This window comes from Kribbella sp. CA-253562 (assembly GCF_050942265.1).
Classification (GTDB): Bacteria; Actinomycetota; Actinomycetes; order Propionibacteriales; family Kribbellaceae; genus Kribbella.
In genome coordinates, this window is sequence record NZ_CP192049.1 from 6,602,823 (window position 1) to 6,616,839 (window position 14,017).

19 protein-coding genes and 1 tRNA gene are annotated in these 14,017 nt (G+C 68.3%); 6 read left to right on the forward strand and 14 right to left on the reverse strand.

All coding sequences use genetic code 11. From position 1 onward, the window contains the following. Nucleotides 1-16 precede the first annotated feature (16 nt). On the forward strand, nt 17-343 hold the full coding sequence (locus ACQPXM_RS31060) for a putative quinol monooxygenase (protein ID WP_432940166.1): 327 nt from the start codon (nt 17-19) through the stop codon (nt 341-343). Nucleotide 344: 1 nt separating this feature from the next. Here the strand turns inward: ACQPXM_RS31060 and ACQPXM_RS31065 are convergent, their stop codons facing one another. The 4 genes from ACQPXM_RS31065 to ACQPXM_RS31080 form a co-directional block, all read right to left on the reverse strand. Beyond that, on the reverse strand, nt 345-1,160 hold the full coding sequence (locus ACQPXM_RS31065; RefSeq protein WP_432940168.1) for a hypothetical protein: 816 nt from the start codon (nt 1,158-1,160) through the stop codon (nt 345-347). Next, on the reverse strand, nt 1,160-1,600 hold the full coding sequence (locus tag ACQPXM_RS31070; RefSeq protein ID WP_432940170.1) for an excalibur calcium-binding domain-containing protein: 441 nt from the start codon (nt 1,598-1,600) through the stop codon (nt 1,160-1,162). The genes ACQPXM_RS31065 and ACQPXM_RS31070 overlap by 1 nt, the downstream gene beginning before the upstream one ends. Before the next feature lie 149 nt (nt 1,601-1,749). Next, complete coding sequence (locus ACQPXM_RS31075) at nt 1,750-2,163, reverse strand: SgcJ/EcaC family oxidoreductase (RefSeq protein ID WP_432940172.1); 414 nt, start codon at nt 2,161-2,163, stop codon at nt 1,750-1,752. A gap of 34 nt (nt 2,164-2,197) precedes the next feature. Next, the gene (locus tag ACQPXM_RS31080; protein ID WP_432940173.1) at nt 2,198-2,497 is read right to left on the reverse strand and encodes a hypothetical protein; all 300 of its coding nucleotides are present in this window, start codon (nt 2,495-2,497) and stop codon (nt 2,198-2,200) included. Between the two features lie 84 nt (nt 2,498-2,581). On the opposite strand from ACQPXM_RS31080, the gene ACQPXM_RS31085 reads away from it, so the two are divergent. Then, complete coding sequence (locus ACQPXM_RS31085; RefSeq protein ID WP_432940174.1) at nt 2,582-3,070, forward strand: AAA family ATPase; 489 nt, start codon at nt 2,582-2,584, stop codon at nt 3,068-3,070. On the opposite strand, the gene ACQPXM_RS31090 is transcribed toward ACQPXM_RS31085, so the two are convergent. After that, nucleotides 3,039-3,854 carry an NAD(P)-dependent oxidoreductase gene (locus tag ACQPXM_RS31090; protein WP_432940175.1) on the reverse strand — a complete coding sequence of 272 codons (816 nt, stop codon included), beginning with the start codon at nt 3,852-3,854 and terminating at the stop codon, nt 3,039-3,041. The two genes, ACQPXM_RS31085 and ACQPXM_RS31090, sit on opposite strands and share 32 nt — an antisense overlap. Nucleotides 3,855-4,059: 205 nt before the next feature. Here ACQPXM_RS31090 and ACQPXM_RS31095 point away from each other — a divergent pair, with 205 nt between their 5' ends. Then, nucleotides 4,060-4,662: a helix-turn-helix domain-containing protein gene (locus tag ACQPXM_RS31095; protein ID WP_432940176.1), complete on the forward strand. Its 603-nt coding sequence runs from the start codon at nt 4,060-4,062 to the stop codon at nt 4,660-4,662. After that, nucleotides 4,659-5,210, forward strand: coding sequence for a DUF6036 family nucleotidyltransferase (locus ACQPXM_RS31100; RefSeq protein ID WP_432940177.1), 552 nt, complete (start codon nt 4,659-4,661; stop codon nt 5,208-5,210). The genes ACQPXM_RS31095 and ACQPXM_RS31100 overlap by 4 nt, the downstream gene beginning before the upstream one ends. Before the next feature lie 6 nt (nt 5,211-5,216). Here ACQPXM_RS31100 and ACQPXM_RS31105 read toward each other — a convergent pair whose 3' ends face one another. Further along, the gene (locus ACQPXM_RS31105; RefSeq protein ID WP_432940178.1) at nt 5,217-5,390 is read right to left on the reverse strand and encodes a hypothetical protein; all 174 of its coding nucleotides are present in this window, start codon (nt 5,388-5,390) and stop codon (nt 5,217-5,219) included. Between the two features lie 112 nt (nt 5,391-5,502). On the opposite strand from ACQPXM_RS31105, the gene ACQPXM_RS31110 reads away from it, so the two are divergent. After that, complete coding sequence (locus ACQPXM_RS31110) at nt 5,503-6,291, forward strand: endonuclease/exonuclease/phosphatase family protein (protein WP_432940180.1); 789 nt, start codon at nt 5,503-5,505, stop codon at nt 6,289-6,291. A gap of 41 nt (nt 6,292-6,332) precedes the next feature. Here the strand turns inward: ACQPXM_RS31110 and ACQPXM_RS31115 are convergent, their stop codons facing one another. Both ACQPXM_RS31115 and ACQPXM_RS31120 read right to left on the reverse strand, forming a co-directional pair. Then, nucleotides 6,333-6,626 (reverse strand): hypothetical protein, encoded by a 294-nt coding sequence (locus ACQPXM_RS31115; protein WP_432940181.1) that lies wholly within the window; start codon nt 6,624-6,626, stop codon nt 6,333-6,335. Between the two features lie 286 nt (nt 6,627-6,912). Further along, a tRNA-Met gene (locus tag ACQPXM_RS31120) sits at nt 6,913-6,986 on the reverse strand. 104 nt (nt 6,987-7,090) lie between these two features. Between ACQPXM_RS31120 and ACQPXM_RS31125 the strand changes: the two genes are divergently transcribed. Next, complete coding sequence (locus tag ACQPXM_RS31125; protein WP_432940182.1) at nt 7,091-8,053, forward strand: N-acetyltransferase family protein; 963 nt, start codon at nt 7,091-7,093, stop codon at nt 8,051-8,053. Here the strand turns inward: ACQPXM_RS31125 and ACQPXM_RS31130 are convergent. The 6 genes from ACQPXM_RS31130 to ACQPXM_RS31155 all read right to left on the reverse strand — a co-directional run bounded on the left by ACQPXM_RS31130 (nt 8,050) and on the right by ACQPXM_RS31155 (nt 14,015). Further along, a complete protein-coding gene (locus tag ACQPXM_RS31130) occupies nt 8,050-8,514 on the reverse strand; it encodes a hypothetical protein (protein ID WP_432940183.1) in 465 nt (154 codons plus the stop codon). The two genes, ACQPXM_RS31125 and ACQPXM_RS31130, sit on opposite strands and share 4 nt — an antisense overlap. Nucleotides 8,515-8,644: 130 nt before the next feature. Next, nucleotides 8,645-11,605, reverse strand: coding sequence for a UPF0182 family membrane protein (locus ACQPXM_RS31135; RefSeq protein ID WP_432940185.1), 2,961 nt, complete (start codon nt 11,603-11,605; stop codon nt 8,645-8,647). A gap of 2 nt (nt 11,606-11,607) precedes the next feature. Then, on the reverse strand, nt 11,608-12,276 hold the full coding sequence (locus tag ACQPXM_RS31140; RefSeq protein ID WP_432940188.1) for a PPA1309 family protein: 669 nt from the start codon (nt 12,274-12,276) through the stop codon (nt 11,608-11,610). After that, entirely contained in the window at nt 12,264-13,301 is a 1,038-nt protein-coding gene (locus tag ACQPXM_RS31145) for a YlbL family protein (protein WP_432940190.1), read from the reverse strand. Before ACQPXM_RS31145 ends, ACQPXM_RS31140 begins: the two co-directional genes overlap by 13 nt. After that, a complete protein-coding gene (locus tag ACQPXM_RS31150) occupies nt 13,298-13,552 on the reverse strand; it encodes a hypothetical protein (RefSeq protein ID WP_432940192.1) in 255 nt (84 codons plus the stop codon). The genes ACQPXM_RS31145 and ACQPXM_RS31150 overlap by 4 nt, the downstream gene beginning before the upstream one ends. A 37-nt stretch (nt 13,553-13,589) precedes the next feature. Continuing rightward, the gene (locus tag ACQPXM_RS31155; RefSeq protein WP_432940194.1) at nt 13,590-14,015 is read right to left on the reverse strand and encodes a molybdenum cofactor biosynthesis protein MoaE; all 426 of its coding nucleotides are present in this window, start codon (nt 14,013-14,015) and stop codon (nt 13,590-13,592) included. Nucleotides 14,016-14,017 lie beyond the last annotated feature (2 nt).

Consider the following 14,017-nt stretch of genomic DNA (forward strand, 5'->3'; position numbering starts at 1 on the left):
CGGTAACATCGCGCCCATGATCTTCATCACCGCGAAGTTCCGCGTCCAGCCCGACGACGCCGACAACTGGGCCGGCATCACCCACGATTTCACCACCGCCACCCGAGCCGAACCCGGCTGCCTGTGGTTCGACTGGTCGAGGTCGCTCGACGACCCCACGGAGTACGTCCTGGTCGAGGCCTTCGCCGACGACGACGCCGCATCGGCCCACGTCACGTCGCCCCACTTCAAGGCGGCGCAGCAGACGCTCCCGCCGCACCTGGTCGAAACCCCGAAGATCGTCAACTTCAAGCTGGACCAGAACAACTGGTCCGAACTCGGCGAACTCGCGGTCAACCGCTGACTCAACGAAACTGCCGCACCTGAGCGGCGCGGATCGCCTGCACCAGGTCATCCGGGAGCTGTACCACTTCAATTTCGACTCCGAGTTCTGCGATCGCGTGACGCTGCCAAGACCGTTGGGTCAAATGGCTAACCGCGAGCGCATCGGTGACGCAGAGGATGAGTCGACGAGCGGCGGCCGGCGGCAGGGACTGCGCGATCCAGTGCAACTTGACCGCGTCGTTGACCAGCTTGGACTTCTGCGCGACCTTCGCCGGCCCTTGGTGAGCCCAGCACTCGACCAGCACCGTCCGGTCGACGTCCATCCCGTCCACTTGAACGCGTGCTCCGGTGGGATGGCGGATCCAGGTTGGCGTCAGCGTGACGCCGAGTCTGCTGCCGAGTTCCCGCAGCATCACGCCTTCGGCCATCCGCTGCTCTGCCGAACTCCCCGGTTGGGTCGGCGGCGGGACGGCGGTTTCAGCTTTCGGCAGCTCGGGTGCGTGGCCTCCGAGTACTGATCCGTCTGCTGTCGGCTCCTCGACTGTCAGTCCTTCCGCCGCGGGCTGCCCTGTAGCTGCGCCGACCGCTTCCGGCTCGGCGCTCAGAGCCGTCTCGGCCACCGGTTGAGCGATCCAGTTGACCAGCTTTCCACCAGCTCCCACACCGCGGGCAATGACTCCGGCCTCGGCGAGGGCGCGGCAGATCTGGTTCACCGCCTGACGCGGTTTGACCCCCGTGACCGCGGACAACTCATCGTCATTCAACGGGATCGTTCGCCCGTGGAGCGCGGTCAGGATTCGCTCCTGGTTGGTCTGCCGCGCCTCAACGCCGGGCATCAGTTCTCGCAGGCGACGCCGTCGCCGTCGCGGTCGAGTTTCCTGGAGTAGCCGGGATCGCCACGGTGGATCGGGGCGGCGCCAGCGGCTCGGACCTCGGTGCAGTTGGCGTAGAAGACGTCGGCAACAGGCGGCTTGGTCGTCGTACGGCGAGTGGTCGGCTTGACCGTCGGCTTCCTGGTCGGCGCTTTGACGGTGGGCTTCTTGGTGACGGGCGGGAGTTTCGGCTTGGTGGTGGGCGGGACGGAGAGCAGCCCGACGGGTTTCGTCGGCTTGGCGGCCGGCTGCTTCGTCGGCGCCGGGGTTGTGGTGGTCGCGGCAGATGTTGTGGTGATCGCGACCGGCGCGGCGGCCGGTTCAGTTGCGGGCGCGGCGCAGGCGCCGGCCAGTGTGAGAACGAGTCCAGTGCCGAGTGCGAGCACGGCGCGGCCACAGTCCATCGATGATCCCCCCAAGAATCCGCCCTCGGCCCCCCGATGGCGGTAGTCGTCGCCCGGCCGGAATCGGCCAGGCGCGACCATGCCTACCACTCGCCCGTCACTGTGCGCGACAGTTCGCCGAAGTCGGGCGGGAAACCTTGTCGGTTTCGTTACTCAGCGACAACCACGGTGTTCTGCGCCGCCGCGATCCGCCAGACCCCGTCCTCCTTGGCAAGGAAATAGACCGGGCTCCCATGGTCGAGCACCTTGTCGTCGCCGCGCTGGAGATAGGTCTGGTTGACGTTCAGTACGGCGATGTCCGGCCGCACGAACAGCAGATGGTCCGCCTCGTACGTTGCATAGGTCTCGGCCGTCGCGCCGGGCAGCACGCGCCGGGTGAACTCGGCGATCACGTCGCGCCCGTACAGGCGTTTGCCGTGCCCCGTCACCCACACCGCGTCGGCGCGGAACAGGCTGAGGAAAGCGTCGGCGTCCTCGGTTCGCTGGGCACGGTCGACCGTCGTGACGAGCTCCAGGATCTGGTCGACGTCGTTCTGGCTGGGGATCGTTCCGGTGATGTCCATGGCAACGATCTTCGGAGTTGAAGTGCTCTTGAGGTCAACTGCGATTCTCGATCTCGTACTGGATCCGCAGCTCGTCGAACGCGCCCGCGCGCCCCGGGCGCAGCTCGACCTGGCGATCACCGACCACCGCCGGCAGACGGCGTACGATCTCGTCCGCCTTGTCGGCCGTCGCGTAGAGCCCAAGGATCAGCGCGTCCGTCTCGTCAGCGAGCGTGAATCCCCACGGCACCTCGCACGGACCGTCGTGGTCCTCGACCGGGCAGATCGTCCGCGCCACGGGCTCCTGCAGCTCGAGCCCGGCATCGTGGATCCACACCTGGTATCCAGCCACCATCCCGCGACGGTAGCCGCCGATCGTTGCCCTGCGCATCGGGATATTCCCGTTGACGCCCCGGACCCGATCAGGTGTCATCCCTTGATGAGCCCTCGACTGGTCGTACTCTGCGGCACCGCGTACTCCGGCAAGAGCACGCTGGCCGCCGAGCTCACCCGCCAACTCGACGCGCGGATCGTCAGCCTCGACGAGATCAACGAACGCCGTGACCTGTGGGGCGGCGACGGCATCCCGGTCGAGCAATGGAAGGCCACTCACGCCATCGCGACCAGCGAGGTCCGCGAACACCTCGCGTCCGGGACGAGCGTGATCCTCGACGACACCAGCTCGCTCCGCTTTCTCCGTGACGGCTGGCGCGCTCTCGCGGCAGCTCTCGGGGCCGAGTTCAACCTCGTGTACCTGGACGTCGACCACGAGACGATCGGCCGGCGCCGAGCGGCCAACCAGACCAGCCCGCACCGGCGCGACGTCTCCGACGCCGTACTCGAAGAGCACCTCGCGACCTTCGAACCACCGATCCACGACGAGTACGCCGTACGGGTCAGACCGGGCGACCCGACCCCGATCCTCTGAAGTACTTGACGATCTGACCGATGTCCTCACCAGCCGCCTCCGGGTACGCCGCCAGCCGGTCGTGCACCGCGCGAGCGATCGGCAACTCGGCAGCATCAGCTGCCAGTGCCACATCCTTCGCCGCCAACTTCACCTGGTAGTACGCACCCTCAGCCGCAGCTCGCCCCGCCAGCCCGGCGAGCGGCGAGCCCGCCAACGAGTCGCGCACCAGCGCCTCGTCCACCCCGAACGCGTCAGCCAACTGGTACGCCTCTGCGACCAGTGCGACGCCGTTGACCACCGCATTGATCATCACGATCTTCAGCGCCGCTCCCGACCCGACCACTCCGGTACGCCGTACTGTCCCGAAGGTCTCGAGCAACGGCATCACCGCGTCGGCGTCACCACCGACGAACAAGCTGAGCTCACCGCGAGCCGCTTTGTCGACACTTCCCATCACCGGCGCGTCAACCAACGTCACGCCGTCCGGCAACAACTCCGCGACCTCCCGCACAGCCTCCGGCCCGATCGTCGACACGTCGACCAGCACCGTCCCCGCCTTCAACTCCGCCGCGATCTCCCCCACCACCGCGCGCACCGCGTCCGGATCGGCCAGCATCGTCACCACCACATCGGCGCCCCGCACCGCCTCCCCCGCCGAACCGGCCACGTTCTCGAACCGGTCAGCCTTACCAGCCGACCGGTTCCACACCGTCAACGCGTACCCGGCATCCGCCACCCGCCGAGCCATCGGCGCCCCCATCGCTCCCAGCCCGAGGAACGCCACCTTGCTGTTGTTGTCCATAACCCCAACGTAGGCAGCCTTCCCAGCCGGCACCAACAACTCTCCAGCATGCCTGCCATACCGCTCTTGCATTGGTCAGAGACTCGCGCCCGTTCTGGAATCGAGCGTCACGGAGCCGTTGATGGGCACCGAACAGATCCTCGGCGCGTCGTCCCCTCATCGCCTTCACACTGATCCGACGTATCAAATTTGATACACTGCTTCCATGGAGTTCAGCGCCGCGGAACGCGAGCAGATCGCCGGAGAGCTGCGGTCGGCCCTTGCCCGCAGCGGACTGACGCAGGACGCGTTCGCCCACCTGATCGGGACGTCTCGCTCCCGCCTGTCGGCCTACCTCAACGCCCGGACGATGCCCTCGGCCGCGTTGTACCAGAGGATCCTGCGCACTGCCGCCGGACTTGCGAGCGCACGCCGGCACGGCTGGATGACTCCGGATCGGACCGCTGAAGAGGTCGACGAAGCGCTCCGCTCCGGGGACGAAGACTGGGCCTTCAAACTCGTCGTCCAGGCCCGCGATCAGCTCCGTGCGATGCTCGAACGAAACGATCCGGCGAGCGACGCCTGGCTCCTCCGATCGAGGCCCATCTCGGATCCCCGGTACGACGCGCTCCTGGCGGCGCTGATCCAGCACGAGTTCGATCAGAGCGACCATCCGCTCCGCCCGGAATGGGCGGAGGACCCGCACCTCGAGACAACGTGGACGCAGACCAATCTTCGCCGCGGCGAAGAGTGGACCCGAATGCACACTCCGGACTGGCTCGCCCGGCGCGGAATCTTCATCGCCGACCGTGACCTGATGACCGCATGACCGCGCCAACCGATGACTTCAGCTCCGCCGACATCACCCGTCTCCTCGGCCTGCTGGAGGCCGAGCTCTCCCGTCGCGGTGTCGCCGCATCGATCTACGTCGTCGGCGGAGCAGCAATCGCACTGACGTACGACACCGGCCGCCGGACCAAAGACGTCGACGCCGAGTTGTCTCCGGAAGATTCGGTCCTCGAGGCTGCCGCTGCAGTGGCGGAGTCGGAGGGATTGCCGCCGACGTGGCTCAACGCCGACGCGAAATCGTGGATCCCTCCTCGTGCGGGGCCGTCACTGCCGGCCGCGTCCTCGAGGGGTCTGCAGGTCGAGATCGCTTCCCCGGAGGCGCTGCTGGCGATGAAACTTGTTGCCTCACGCAACCGCGATGTGCCGGACATCAAGCTCTTGGCCGATGCACTTGGTGTCACCGAGCCGACGGCGATGGCTGAGCTGGTCCGCGACCAGTACGGCGAGGACCAGCTCGAGCTCGTTCATGGTGGGTACGACGACATGCTGTTGTGGTGCCGCACGCTCAGCGCGCGCCTTTGGCCGTAGTCTCCGTCAGCGGCGACGGCCCCACTTCGTCGCGGATCCGAGGCCGGCCAGGTGGAGGGCGAGGCAGAGCAGGCCGGCCATCAGCAGGGTCTGCGGGGTGAAGGCGTCGCTGACGCGGGCGTTGGCCCAGTCGAGGATGAGGGCCAGGCCGAAGATGACTGCGGCGATGATCGCGAACATTCGTGCTCCTTAACGGGATACAGCAGGCGGAAGGCGCTCATCTAACTCCGCTGTCGTCGGGCGCACAAGAGCCAACGCACCTAGGCTGTCGCGGACGGGAAGGGCGGTGGGAATGCAGACTCGTGAGCGGCTGGTGGTCGCGACGTTGAACACCCGCGGGACGCCCGTACGACGGTCGCAGCTGGTCGGCCGGTACGGCGCGATCGGGGCGGCGTTCGAGGCGTCGGATGTCGACGTCGTCAACGTGCAGGAGATCCACAGCTACTACCATCTGCGCCTGCTGAGAACCGCGATGCCGTCGTACGGCGAGGTCAGCTATCGGCCGTCGCTGCTCGGGCCCGCGGGTGGGGTGGTGACCTTCGTACGCCGATCTGTCGCGGCGCGCGGCTACCACCGGCTTCCGATCGGTGCGGGTCGAGAAGTGCCCCGCTGGTCAAGAGCTAAAGCACCCTTCAAGGGCGTGCTGCTGACTCGGCTCGACCGGCCTCGGGTGTGGTTGGCGAACACTCACCTGCTCGCCAACTACGACGGCGACTGGTCGGACAGCAGCCGGTTCACTCCCGTGCATCGAGGGCAGTTGGAATCGCTGGCCCGAGTGATGCAGAAGCTCGACGACCCCATCATCCTGTGCGGCGACTTCAACGTCGCGCGAGCGAGCTCGCCGTTCACAGACTTCTGCCGACGGACCGGACTCGTCGACGCGTTCGCGGGGCATTGCCCGCCGACGTTTCACAGCGAGTACCTCGACGCAAACAAGACGGCTCACTGCATCGACTTTGTCTTGCTGCGCGGGGTCGAGGCGACGTCAGCCGAGCACATCTTCACCGACAAGGTCGACCTCCCCCGCGGACGGACCCACCTGTCCGACCACGTCGGCATCCGCGCGACCGTGGTCGCCTGACCCGGTAACACACGCCGCTGATGCAGACCGGATGGCAAGACCTACGCGGCGGCGAAGGGCGGGAGCTCGATCAACGGCTGGATGGACGCCGGCGGGAAGTCGGGCCACGCGGTCGGTGGTGCTTGGCCTGGGATGCGCAGGTGCCGGTCGATGAAGCGTTGGGTGTCGCGCAGGACTCGGGTCGCGGCCGGTAGGTCGAGCGTGCCTGACTCGAGGGCGTCGGCGAAGTCGTCGAGGTCCAGGACGTCGTAGCGGAGGGATGTGGGTGGGATGAGGATGTCGACGCCGCGGTCGTGGATGACCAGGGTGTTCGGGGTCGGCTCTTCGACGTGCACCAGGTCGATGTACAGCCGCCTTCGTAGGCGCCGGTGAAGGTGTTGGGTTTGGTGAGCTGGACGCCCTCGTCGGGGAGGACGAAGCAGCGGTCCGTCGTGGGGCGGCCGGGGGCCTGCCACTGAGGCAGGATCGGTACGTCGTAGGCCAGGACGTTGTCGGTGGTTCGCACGTCGGGGCACCACTGGCCGGTGCGGTGCAGGACCTGGATGTGCTCGAGCTTCATGGCGAGCCAACTCCCCCAGAGAAAAGCGAAGGCCCGGACCTAATGGTCCGGGCCTTCTTCCGTAGCGGGGGCAGGATTTGAACCTGCGACCTCTGGGTTATGAGCCCAGCGAGCTACCGAGCTGCTCCACCCCGCGTCGTTGTGTCTTTAGTTTAGGGGATGGATGGCGGTAGAACCAAATCGGGGGTGGGGAGGGAAATCGGGTGTGGTGTGGGAGGGGGCGGGAGTACGGTGCGAGCCATGGGAGAGGTGGGGGTTCGCGCGTTCGGCGCGGGTGATCTGGACGGGGCTGCTCGGTTGCTGGTGGAGCGTCACGTGGAGCATCGGCGGAGGCACCCGTTGTTGCGGTGGGACTTCGAGGACGTGAAGCTCGCGCGGGTGGCGGTGACCGAGGCGTGGGAGCTGGAAGGCGCCTCGGGAGCGGTCGCGGAGCGGGGTGGCGAGATTGTCGGGTATTTGCTGGGGGCACCCAAGGGCAAGGTGTGGGGACCGAACGTCTGGGTCGAGGCGGCGGGGGTGGCGGCTCGGGATGCCGAAGTGGTGCGGGACTTGTATGGGGTGGCTGCTGCGCGATGGGTGGACGAGGGCAGGACGGCGCAGTACGTGGTGGTGCCGGACGACGCGCGGCTGATCGACGCCTTCTTCCGGTTGGGGTTCGGGGCCCAGCACGCACATGCGCTGCGGGGACCGTTCGACGCAGAGGTGAAGGTGCCGGCCGGCCTGACCGTACGGCGGGCCGAGCGGCGCGACGTCCAGGCACTGGCCGAGCTGGATCTGGTGCTGCCCCGGCATCAGGGGTTGTCGCCGGTGTTCTCGGCCGGTGAGGTCCCTTCGCTGGAGGAGGCGGTGGCGGACTGGGATGAGTCGGTCGACGATCCGGAGTTCGCGACGTTTGTTGCCGAGGTCAACGGTCGGGTGGTCGGGTCGGCGATCGGATGCTCGCTGGAGAAGTCGAGTACGCATCAGGGCGTGGCTCGGCCGGACAACGCCGGGTTCCTCGGGTTCGCGGCGGTGTTTCCGGAGGATCGGGGACACGGTGCCGGGCGCGTGCTGGGTGAGACGGTGCTGAAGTGGTGTGCGGACGTCGGCTACGACTCGGTGGTGACGGACTGGCGGGTGACCAATCTGCTGTCGTCGCGGACCTGGCCGCGATTGGGTTTCGTGCCGACGTTCCAGCGGCTGCACCGGCTGATCGGCTACTAGGCGGGACGGAAGCCCTCGGCAGTGGCGAGTAGGGCTTCCTGCGGATAGCGGGAGCGGTCGATGGTGAGTTCGGCGGCGACGCCCGGCGAGACGAAATAGAAGGCCTGGCCGTCGGTGACGTAGCCGCCGTAGCTGCCCAGGCGGGTGGGCGTCAGGTCCCAGGTCACTGGGTCCTTCTCGTGGTACTCGGTGAGGAAGTCGCGCAGTGACTCCAGATCGGCGATGCGGTCGCCGCGGACGGTCTTGAGGGTGAGATCGACCGTGGTGGCGTCGCCGGCCGTGGTCTCCCAGACTCGGCTGTGAAAGGTGACGTCCTCCCACTCGTACTCGAAGTCGCTCGGGGTGCCGAGGCCTTCCGGCAGGTGGGTGATGGTGAAGCCGTCCAAGGTGCACGCCTCTCTGGCCTGTGCGGGGAGCGCGAACAGGCCGGCCAGCAGGGTGATCAGAACGATACGGAACACGGGGCGCCTCCAAAGGTCTGTTGCCAGAGAAGGTGCCGCGAAAGTCCCGCACACAGAGGATCAATCAGCAGGCTGTGGACAAAGCGAACGGCGGCCTCCCCCAGCAGGGGAAGGCCGCCGTTCGCGAGGCTCAGCCGGTGGGTGAGGTCGGTGGGCTTGTCGGTGCCGGAGTGGCTGTCGGTGTGGGGGTCGGGTTCGGCAGCTGCGCCCCGGCCGCCACCGCCCGTGCCACCGCTGCCTGCGCCTTCTTGACGTTGACCTGATACCCGTTCAGGTCGCCACGTCGCAGCGCCGCCTCGGCGTCGGTGAACGCCTTGTTCGCGTCCGCCAGCGCCTGCTTGATCGTCTGGTTCGCCGGCGGCTGCTGCGGCTGGTTCGGGTCCGTATCCGGTTCGTTCGGGGTGTCCACGGAGGTGTTGAACACCTTCGTCAGCGCCTCCGACAACGTCGATCCGAACGCGACCCGGTCACCGAAGGACACCAGCACGTACCGCAGTACCGGATAGCTACCCGGTCCGCTGGTTCGCACCGAGTACACCGGCTGGACGTAGAGCAGACCGCCACCCAGCGGCAGGGTCAGCAGGTTGCCGAACTGGGCCCGCGCGCCGCTGCTCGGCTGGTTGATCGGCAGCAGCGCCTGTCTGATCCCGTCGTCGGTCTGGAACTTGTTGTACACCTGCCCAGGACCCGGGATCTGCACGTTGCCGGGTAGTCGCAGGATCCTGAACTGCCCGTAGTCCGCGGACGACGCCTCCGCGTCGACGGCCATGAAGGCGGTCAGGTTCTCCCGTTCCGCGTTCGGCACGTACACCGAGGTGAGCGAGAACTTCGGGGAGTCCTGTCCGGGCATCCGCAGCGACAGGTAGAACGGCGGCTGGTTCTGCGCCGGCGAGTCCGCCGTGCCCGACGCGGTCGGGTCGGCCGGGACGCGCCACAGGTCGCTGTTCTGGTACCAGGTGCCGGCGTCGGTAACGTGGTACTTGGCCAGCAGGTCGCGCTGCACCTTGAAGATGTCCTCGGGGTAGCGCAGGTGCGACATCAGCGCCGGCGAGATCTCCGAGCGCGCCTTCACCGTGCCCGGGAACGCCTTCATCCAGGTCTTCAGCACCGGGTCCTTCTCGTCCCAGGCGTACAGCTCGACCGAGCCGTCGTAGGCGTTCACGACCGCCTTGACCGAGTTGCGGATGTAGTTGATCTCCTCGCTCGGCTGCGTCGCGATCGCCCCGCGCCCGGTGGTCGTGTCGCGGGTGCTGTCGTCCAGCGCGACCTTCTGCGAGTACGGGTAGTTCGCCGAGGTGGTGTAGCCGTCGACGATCCAGACCACCTGGCCGTCGACGACGGCCGGGTACGGGTCGCCGTCCGGGGTCAGCCACGGCGCGGCCTTCTCGACCCGCTCGCGCGGGTTGCGGTCGTACAGGATCTTCGACTCGGCGTTGACCCGCTGGGACAGCAGCAGGTTCGCGTCGCGGAACTTGGTGGCGTAGAGCAACCGGTTGAAGAACGACCCGATCTCGACGCCGCCCTTGCCCTCGTAGGTGTTCAGTGTCGGGTCGCCGCCGTTCTTGCCCTCCGGCGTGTCCAGCTCGACCGCGGGAGCACCCTTGGGCGCACCGACGACCGAGTAGTCCGGGGACTGCTCACCGAAGTAGATCCGCGGCTCGTACTCGCCGAGGTCACCGGTCGGCGGCAGGTCCTTGGAGGAGAACACCGGCGTACCGTCGGCGGCGCGCTGGTTGCCGTTCGCGGCGACGACGCCGTAGCCGTGGGTGTAGACGGTGTGGTCGTTGTTCCAGTTGCGCTGGCCGGCCGGCAACCGGTCGACCTGCACCTCGCGGACCGCGATCACGGTGTCGCGGACCTCGTTGCCGATCTTGTACCGGTCGACGTCGAGGTCGGTCGGGAACGAGTAGAAACCACGGACCTGCTGCAGCTGCTCGAACGTCGGGCCGACCACGCTCGGGTCGATCAGCCGGATGCCGGGCAGCACGTCGGCGTCGGCCTTCAGCTCCGCGTCGGTGGCACCGGTGGTCTTGGCAGCGTAGTTCTCGACCTTGGTGTTCTCCAGGCCGTACGCCTGCCGGGTGGCCTCGATGTTCTTGGTGATGTACGCCGCCTCGCGGACCGGCTCGCTCGGCCGGACCCGCAGTTGCTGCAGCGCGGCCGGCCACAGCGCACCGAGCAGAACGGCGGAAAGAATCAGCACGACGGTCCCGACGCCCGGCAGCAGCCAGGTCCGGCGGACCACGTTCGCGAAGAACAGGCCGGCACACAGCACCGCGATGACGGCCAGGATCTCCTTGCTCGGCAGCACCGCGTTGTCACCGGTGTAGGAGATACCGGTGAACAGCCGGCTGTCGGACGTGGTCAGCCCGTACCGGTCGAGCCAGTAGCTGAACGCCTTGAGCAGGACGAGCAGACCGAGCAGCACCGAGAACTGCACCTGCGCGGCGCCGGAGGCCTTCTGCCCCTTCGCCGATGGCCGGAAGCCGCCGTACAGGTAGTGCGTGATGATCGCGGCGACCAGCGAGAGCAGGACGATCGAGTAGCCGAAGCCGAGCAGCACGCGCAGCCACGGGTAGTCGAACACGAAAAACGCGATGTCCTTGTTGAAGTGCTTGTCGGTCACCCCGAACGGCGTGCGGTTGCGCCAGGCCAGGAAGACCTTCCACTCCCCCGACGCCGCGGAGCCGCCGAAGATCAGCATCAGCGTGCCGAGCACGCCGATCGCGATCTTGCCGCGCGACTGCAGCAATTCGCCGTACCGCTCGAAGCCGGGGCTCGGCGACGGGGCTAGCGCGACCCGCGGCCTGGTCCGGTAGGCGACGATCACGTTCGCCACCACGGCCGCGGCCATCAGCAGGCCGACCACCACGAACAGCATCACCCGGGTGCCGAGCACGGTGCTGAACACCGAGCCCAGGTCGACCGAGCGATACCACAGGCGGGACGTCCAGACGTCGGTGAAGACGCTGAACAAGATCAGCAGGACGATCAGCGTGGCGATCGTGGGCAGCAACGCCTTGGGGCGTTGACCGGGGGCTCGCCGCGCTCGGCGCGGCTCCTCCGGCAGGTCGTAGACGCCGTCGCTCATGGTTACTTCTCCTCGTCCGTACTTTGGCGGACTCCCCGGACGTGGCCGGCCGAGGTGCCGTCGATCGGACCGTCGCTGTGCAAGCCGTCGGCCCGATCACCGTCGGCCGGCGTGGCACCGGTCGACGGCTCGAATGTCAATGACAGTACTTCGCACAGCGTGGGGACCAAGTCGGCACCGGTCAGCACGGCACTGTCCTCGTCGTGGGAGCGCAGCCGGACGGCGCCGAAGCGGTCTCCGTCCCGCAGCACGGCCGCCACCATCCGGACTTCGTGACGGCGCGGGTCGCTGCCCGCCATCCGGGCCAGCTCGGCGTCGGACTCCGCGTCGGACAGGCCCGACTCGACCGAGGGCGGCAGCAGGATCCGCTCGAGCGCCAGCGCACAGCCGGACACTCCCTCGGGCCACTCGATCTGCCCCAGTACGTCGGCCAGGTTGCTGTCGTCGACCCCGCCGGGCAGCTCACCCTGGGCCACCGGAGTCAGCGGCTGGGCCGCGTCGTCGGCGCCGAGCTCGGCCGCCAGCTGCGGCTCGGCGGCCAGCAGCTCCTCGGTCGGCACCAGCGCGAACAGCTGCGCGGGCTGGTCCCAGCCCGCGCTGCTGACGTGCTTCTCGATCTCCACCACCGCCCGGCTGAGCGCGTCGGCGGGCAGGTTGTCTATCGCGTGCATGCGGGGACGTCTCCAGTTCCGGCGGCCAGGGCCTCGAGGGCGCCGATCGCGTCGTTCAGGGTGCTGATCTTGACCAGCTGGATGCCGTCCACGCCGGCGTGCAGGGCGGCCTCGCAGTTCGGGGCGGGGACCAGGAAGACCGTGGCGCCGTCGTCCTTGGCGCCGGCGATCTTCTGCTGGATGCCGCCGATCGCGCCGACCTGGCCGAGCGCGTCGATCGTGCCGGTTCCGGCCACGTGCTTGCCGCCGAGCAGCGGGCCCGGCGTGAGCTTGTCGTAGATCGCCAGCGCGAACGCCGTACCGGCGCTGGGGCCGCCGATGTCCTGGCCCAGGTTGACGCTCACCTTGACCGGCGAGTCGACGCCGATCGTGATGCCGACCATCGGGCGGGTCGGCTCACCCGGAGTGGCCGCCGACTTGACGACGACGGTCTGCTCGGCGCCGCCGCGGCGGATCAGGAAGCTGACGTTCTCGCCGACCTTGTTCTTGCGGACCAGCTCACCGACCTGCGGCACCTTGGTGGCGGCGACGCCGTCGACCTTCAGCACCACGTCACCCGGCTTGAGCTTGCCGTCGGCCGGGCTGCCCTTACCCACGGAGGCGACCTTCGGATGGTACGGAACCTCGGCGGCCTGCAGCGCGGCGGCGACCGCGCTGTCCTGCGAGCTGGTCATCTCGGCCGTGTTCTGCTCCTCGACCTCGTCCGCGCTCTGCTCGGGCGGATAGATGACGTCGCGCGGGAACAGGTCGTGGTGCGGGTCGAGCCAGTTGCGCATCGCCTGCGGCAGCGTCAGGTCACGGTCCGGCGAGGTGACCGAGACCGTGGTCAGGTCCAGCTGGCCGGTGGTCGGGAAGATCTCGTGGCCGGTGATCCCGATCACGGGCTTGCCGTTCGCGCTGCCCAGGGTGTCCTTGACCGGCCCCGGGCTGAACGAGACGAACGGCACCGGGAACACCGTGACCAGTCCGAGCGAGAAGACGAGCACGATGATCGCGGTGACCAGCGTGGCGGTACGACGTGTCACGAACCCTGCCCCACGGTTTTGACCTTGGCCATCCTGAACTTGTGGACGAGCCCGCGCAGCCCGGTGCGGGCGGCGGGCGTGGACCGCGGGCCGGGCGCGGCGAGGGCGTCGGTGAACCGGCGGAAGTCCTCGACCGAGGCGAAGGCCCCACCCGTACGCCGGGGGCCGCGCGTCCGGCCGCGCCAGGCCGCCCAGCCCATCGCCAGGACGGTCGCGGCCAGGGGGAAGGCCAGCCAGGCCAGGACCCTCATCCGGTCACCTTCGCAGTCATACGCCCCAGCGTACGGGTCAGCAGGCGCCGACCCACTCGCTCGCACCATCGGTGAAGTGCTGGTGTTTCCAAATCGGGACCTCGGCCTTGAGATCGTCGATCAGCCGGCGGCAGGCCACGAAGGCGGCGTCGCGGTGCGCGGCGGCCACCGCGACGATCACCGCGGCGTCCCCGATCGCCAGCGGGCCGGTCCGGTGCACCGCGGCCAGGGCGGTGACCTCCGCGCCCTCGCAGACCCGCTCGGCCACCTTGCGCAGGTGCGCCAGCGCCTCCGGGTGGGCCTCGTACGTCAACTGGTCGACCGGGCGCGCCTCGTCGTGGTTGCGCACCGTGCCGATGAACAGCGCCGTACCGCCGGCCGACGGGTCGGCGACCGCGGCCAGCACCTCGTCGCTGGACAGCGCTGTGTCGCGGATGTCCAGCAGCCTGATCGCGTCGCTCATGA

What these genes read in the sequence shown, in the direction of transcription:
- ACQPXM_RS31060 (WP_432940166.1), top strand. Translation starts at nt 17, where the DNA reads ATGATCTTCATCACCGCGAAGTTCCGCGTCCAGCCCGACGACGCCGAC.
- ACQPXM_RS31065 (WP_432940168.1), bottom strand. Translation starts at nt 1,160, where the DNA reads ATGCCCGGCGTTGAGGCGCGGCAGACCAACCAGGAGCGAATCCTGACC.
- ACQPXM_RS31070 (WP_432940170.1), bottom strand. Translation starts at nt 1,600, where the DNA reads ATGGACTGTGGCCGCGCCGTGCTCGCACTCGGCACTGGACTCGTTCTC.
- ACQPXM_RS31075 (WP_432940172.1), bottom strand. Translation starts at nt 2,163, where the DNA reads ATGGACATCACCGGAACGATCCCCAGCCAGAACGACGTCGACCAGATC.
- ACQPXM_RS31080 (WP_432940173.1), bottom strand. Translation starts at nt 2,497, where the DNA reads ATGGTGGCTGGATACCAGGTGTGGATCCACGATGCCGGGCTCGAGCTG.
- ACQPXM_RS31085 (WP_432940174.1), top strand. Translation starts at nt 2,582, where the DNA reads ATGAGCCCTCGACTGGTCGTACTCTGCGGCACCGCGTACTCCGGCAAG.
- ACQPXM_RS31090 (WP_432940175.1), bottom strand. Translation starts at nt 3,854, where the DNA reads ATGGACAACAACAGCAAGGTGGCGTTCCTCGGGCTGGGAGCGATGGGG.
- ACQPXM_RS31095 (WP_432940176.1), top strand. Translation starts at nt 4,060, where the DNA reads ATGGAGTTCAGCGCCGCGGAACGCGAGCAGATCGCCGGAGAGCTGCGG.
- ACQPXM_RS31100 (WP_432940177.1), top strand. Translation starts at nt 4,659, where the DNA reads ATGACCGCGCCAACCGATGACTTCAGCTCCGCCGACATCACCCGTCTC.
- ACQPXM_RS31105 (WP_432940178.1), bottom strand. Translation starts at nt 5,390, where the DNA reads ATGTTCGCGATCATCGCCGCAGTCATCTTCGGCCTGGCCCTCATCCTC.
- ACQPXM_RS31110 (WP_432940180.1), top strand. Translation starts at nt 5,503, where the DNA reads ATGCAGACTCGTGAGCGGCTGGTGGTCGCGACGTTGAACACCCGCGGG.
- ACQPXM_RS31125 (WP_432940182.1), top strand. Translation starts at nt 7,091, where the DNA reads ATGGGAGAGGTGGGGGTTCGCGCGTTCGGCGCGGGTGATCTGGACGGG.
- ACQPXM_RS31135 (WP_432940185.1), bottom strand. Translation starts at nt 11,605, where the DNA reads ATGAGCGACGGCGTCTACGACCTGCCGGAGGAGCCGCGCCGAGCGCGG.
- ACQPXM_RS31140 (WP_432940188.1), bottom strand. Translation starts at nt 12,276, where the DNA reads ATGCACGCGATAGACAACCTGCCCGCCGACGCGCTCAGCCGGGCGGTG.
- ACQPXM_RS31150 (WP_432940192.1), bottom strand. Translation starts at nt 13,552, where the DNA reads ATGAGGGTCCTGGCCTGGCTGGCCTTCCCCCTGGCCGCGACCGTCCTG.
- ACQPXM_RS31155 (WP_432940194.1), bottom strand. Translation starts at nt 14,015, where the DNA reads ATGAGCGACGCGATCAGGCTGCTGGACATCCGCGACACAGCGCTGTCC.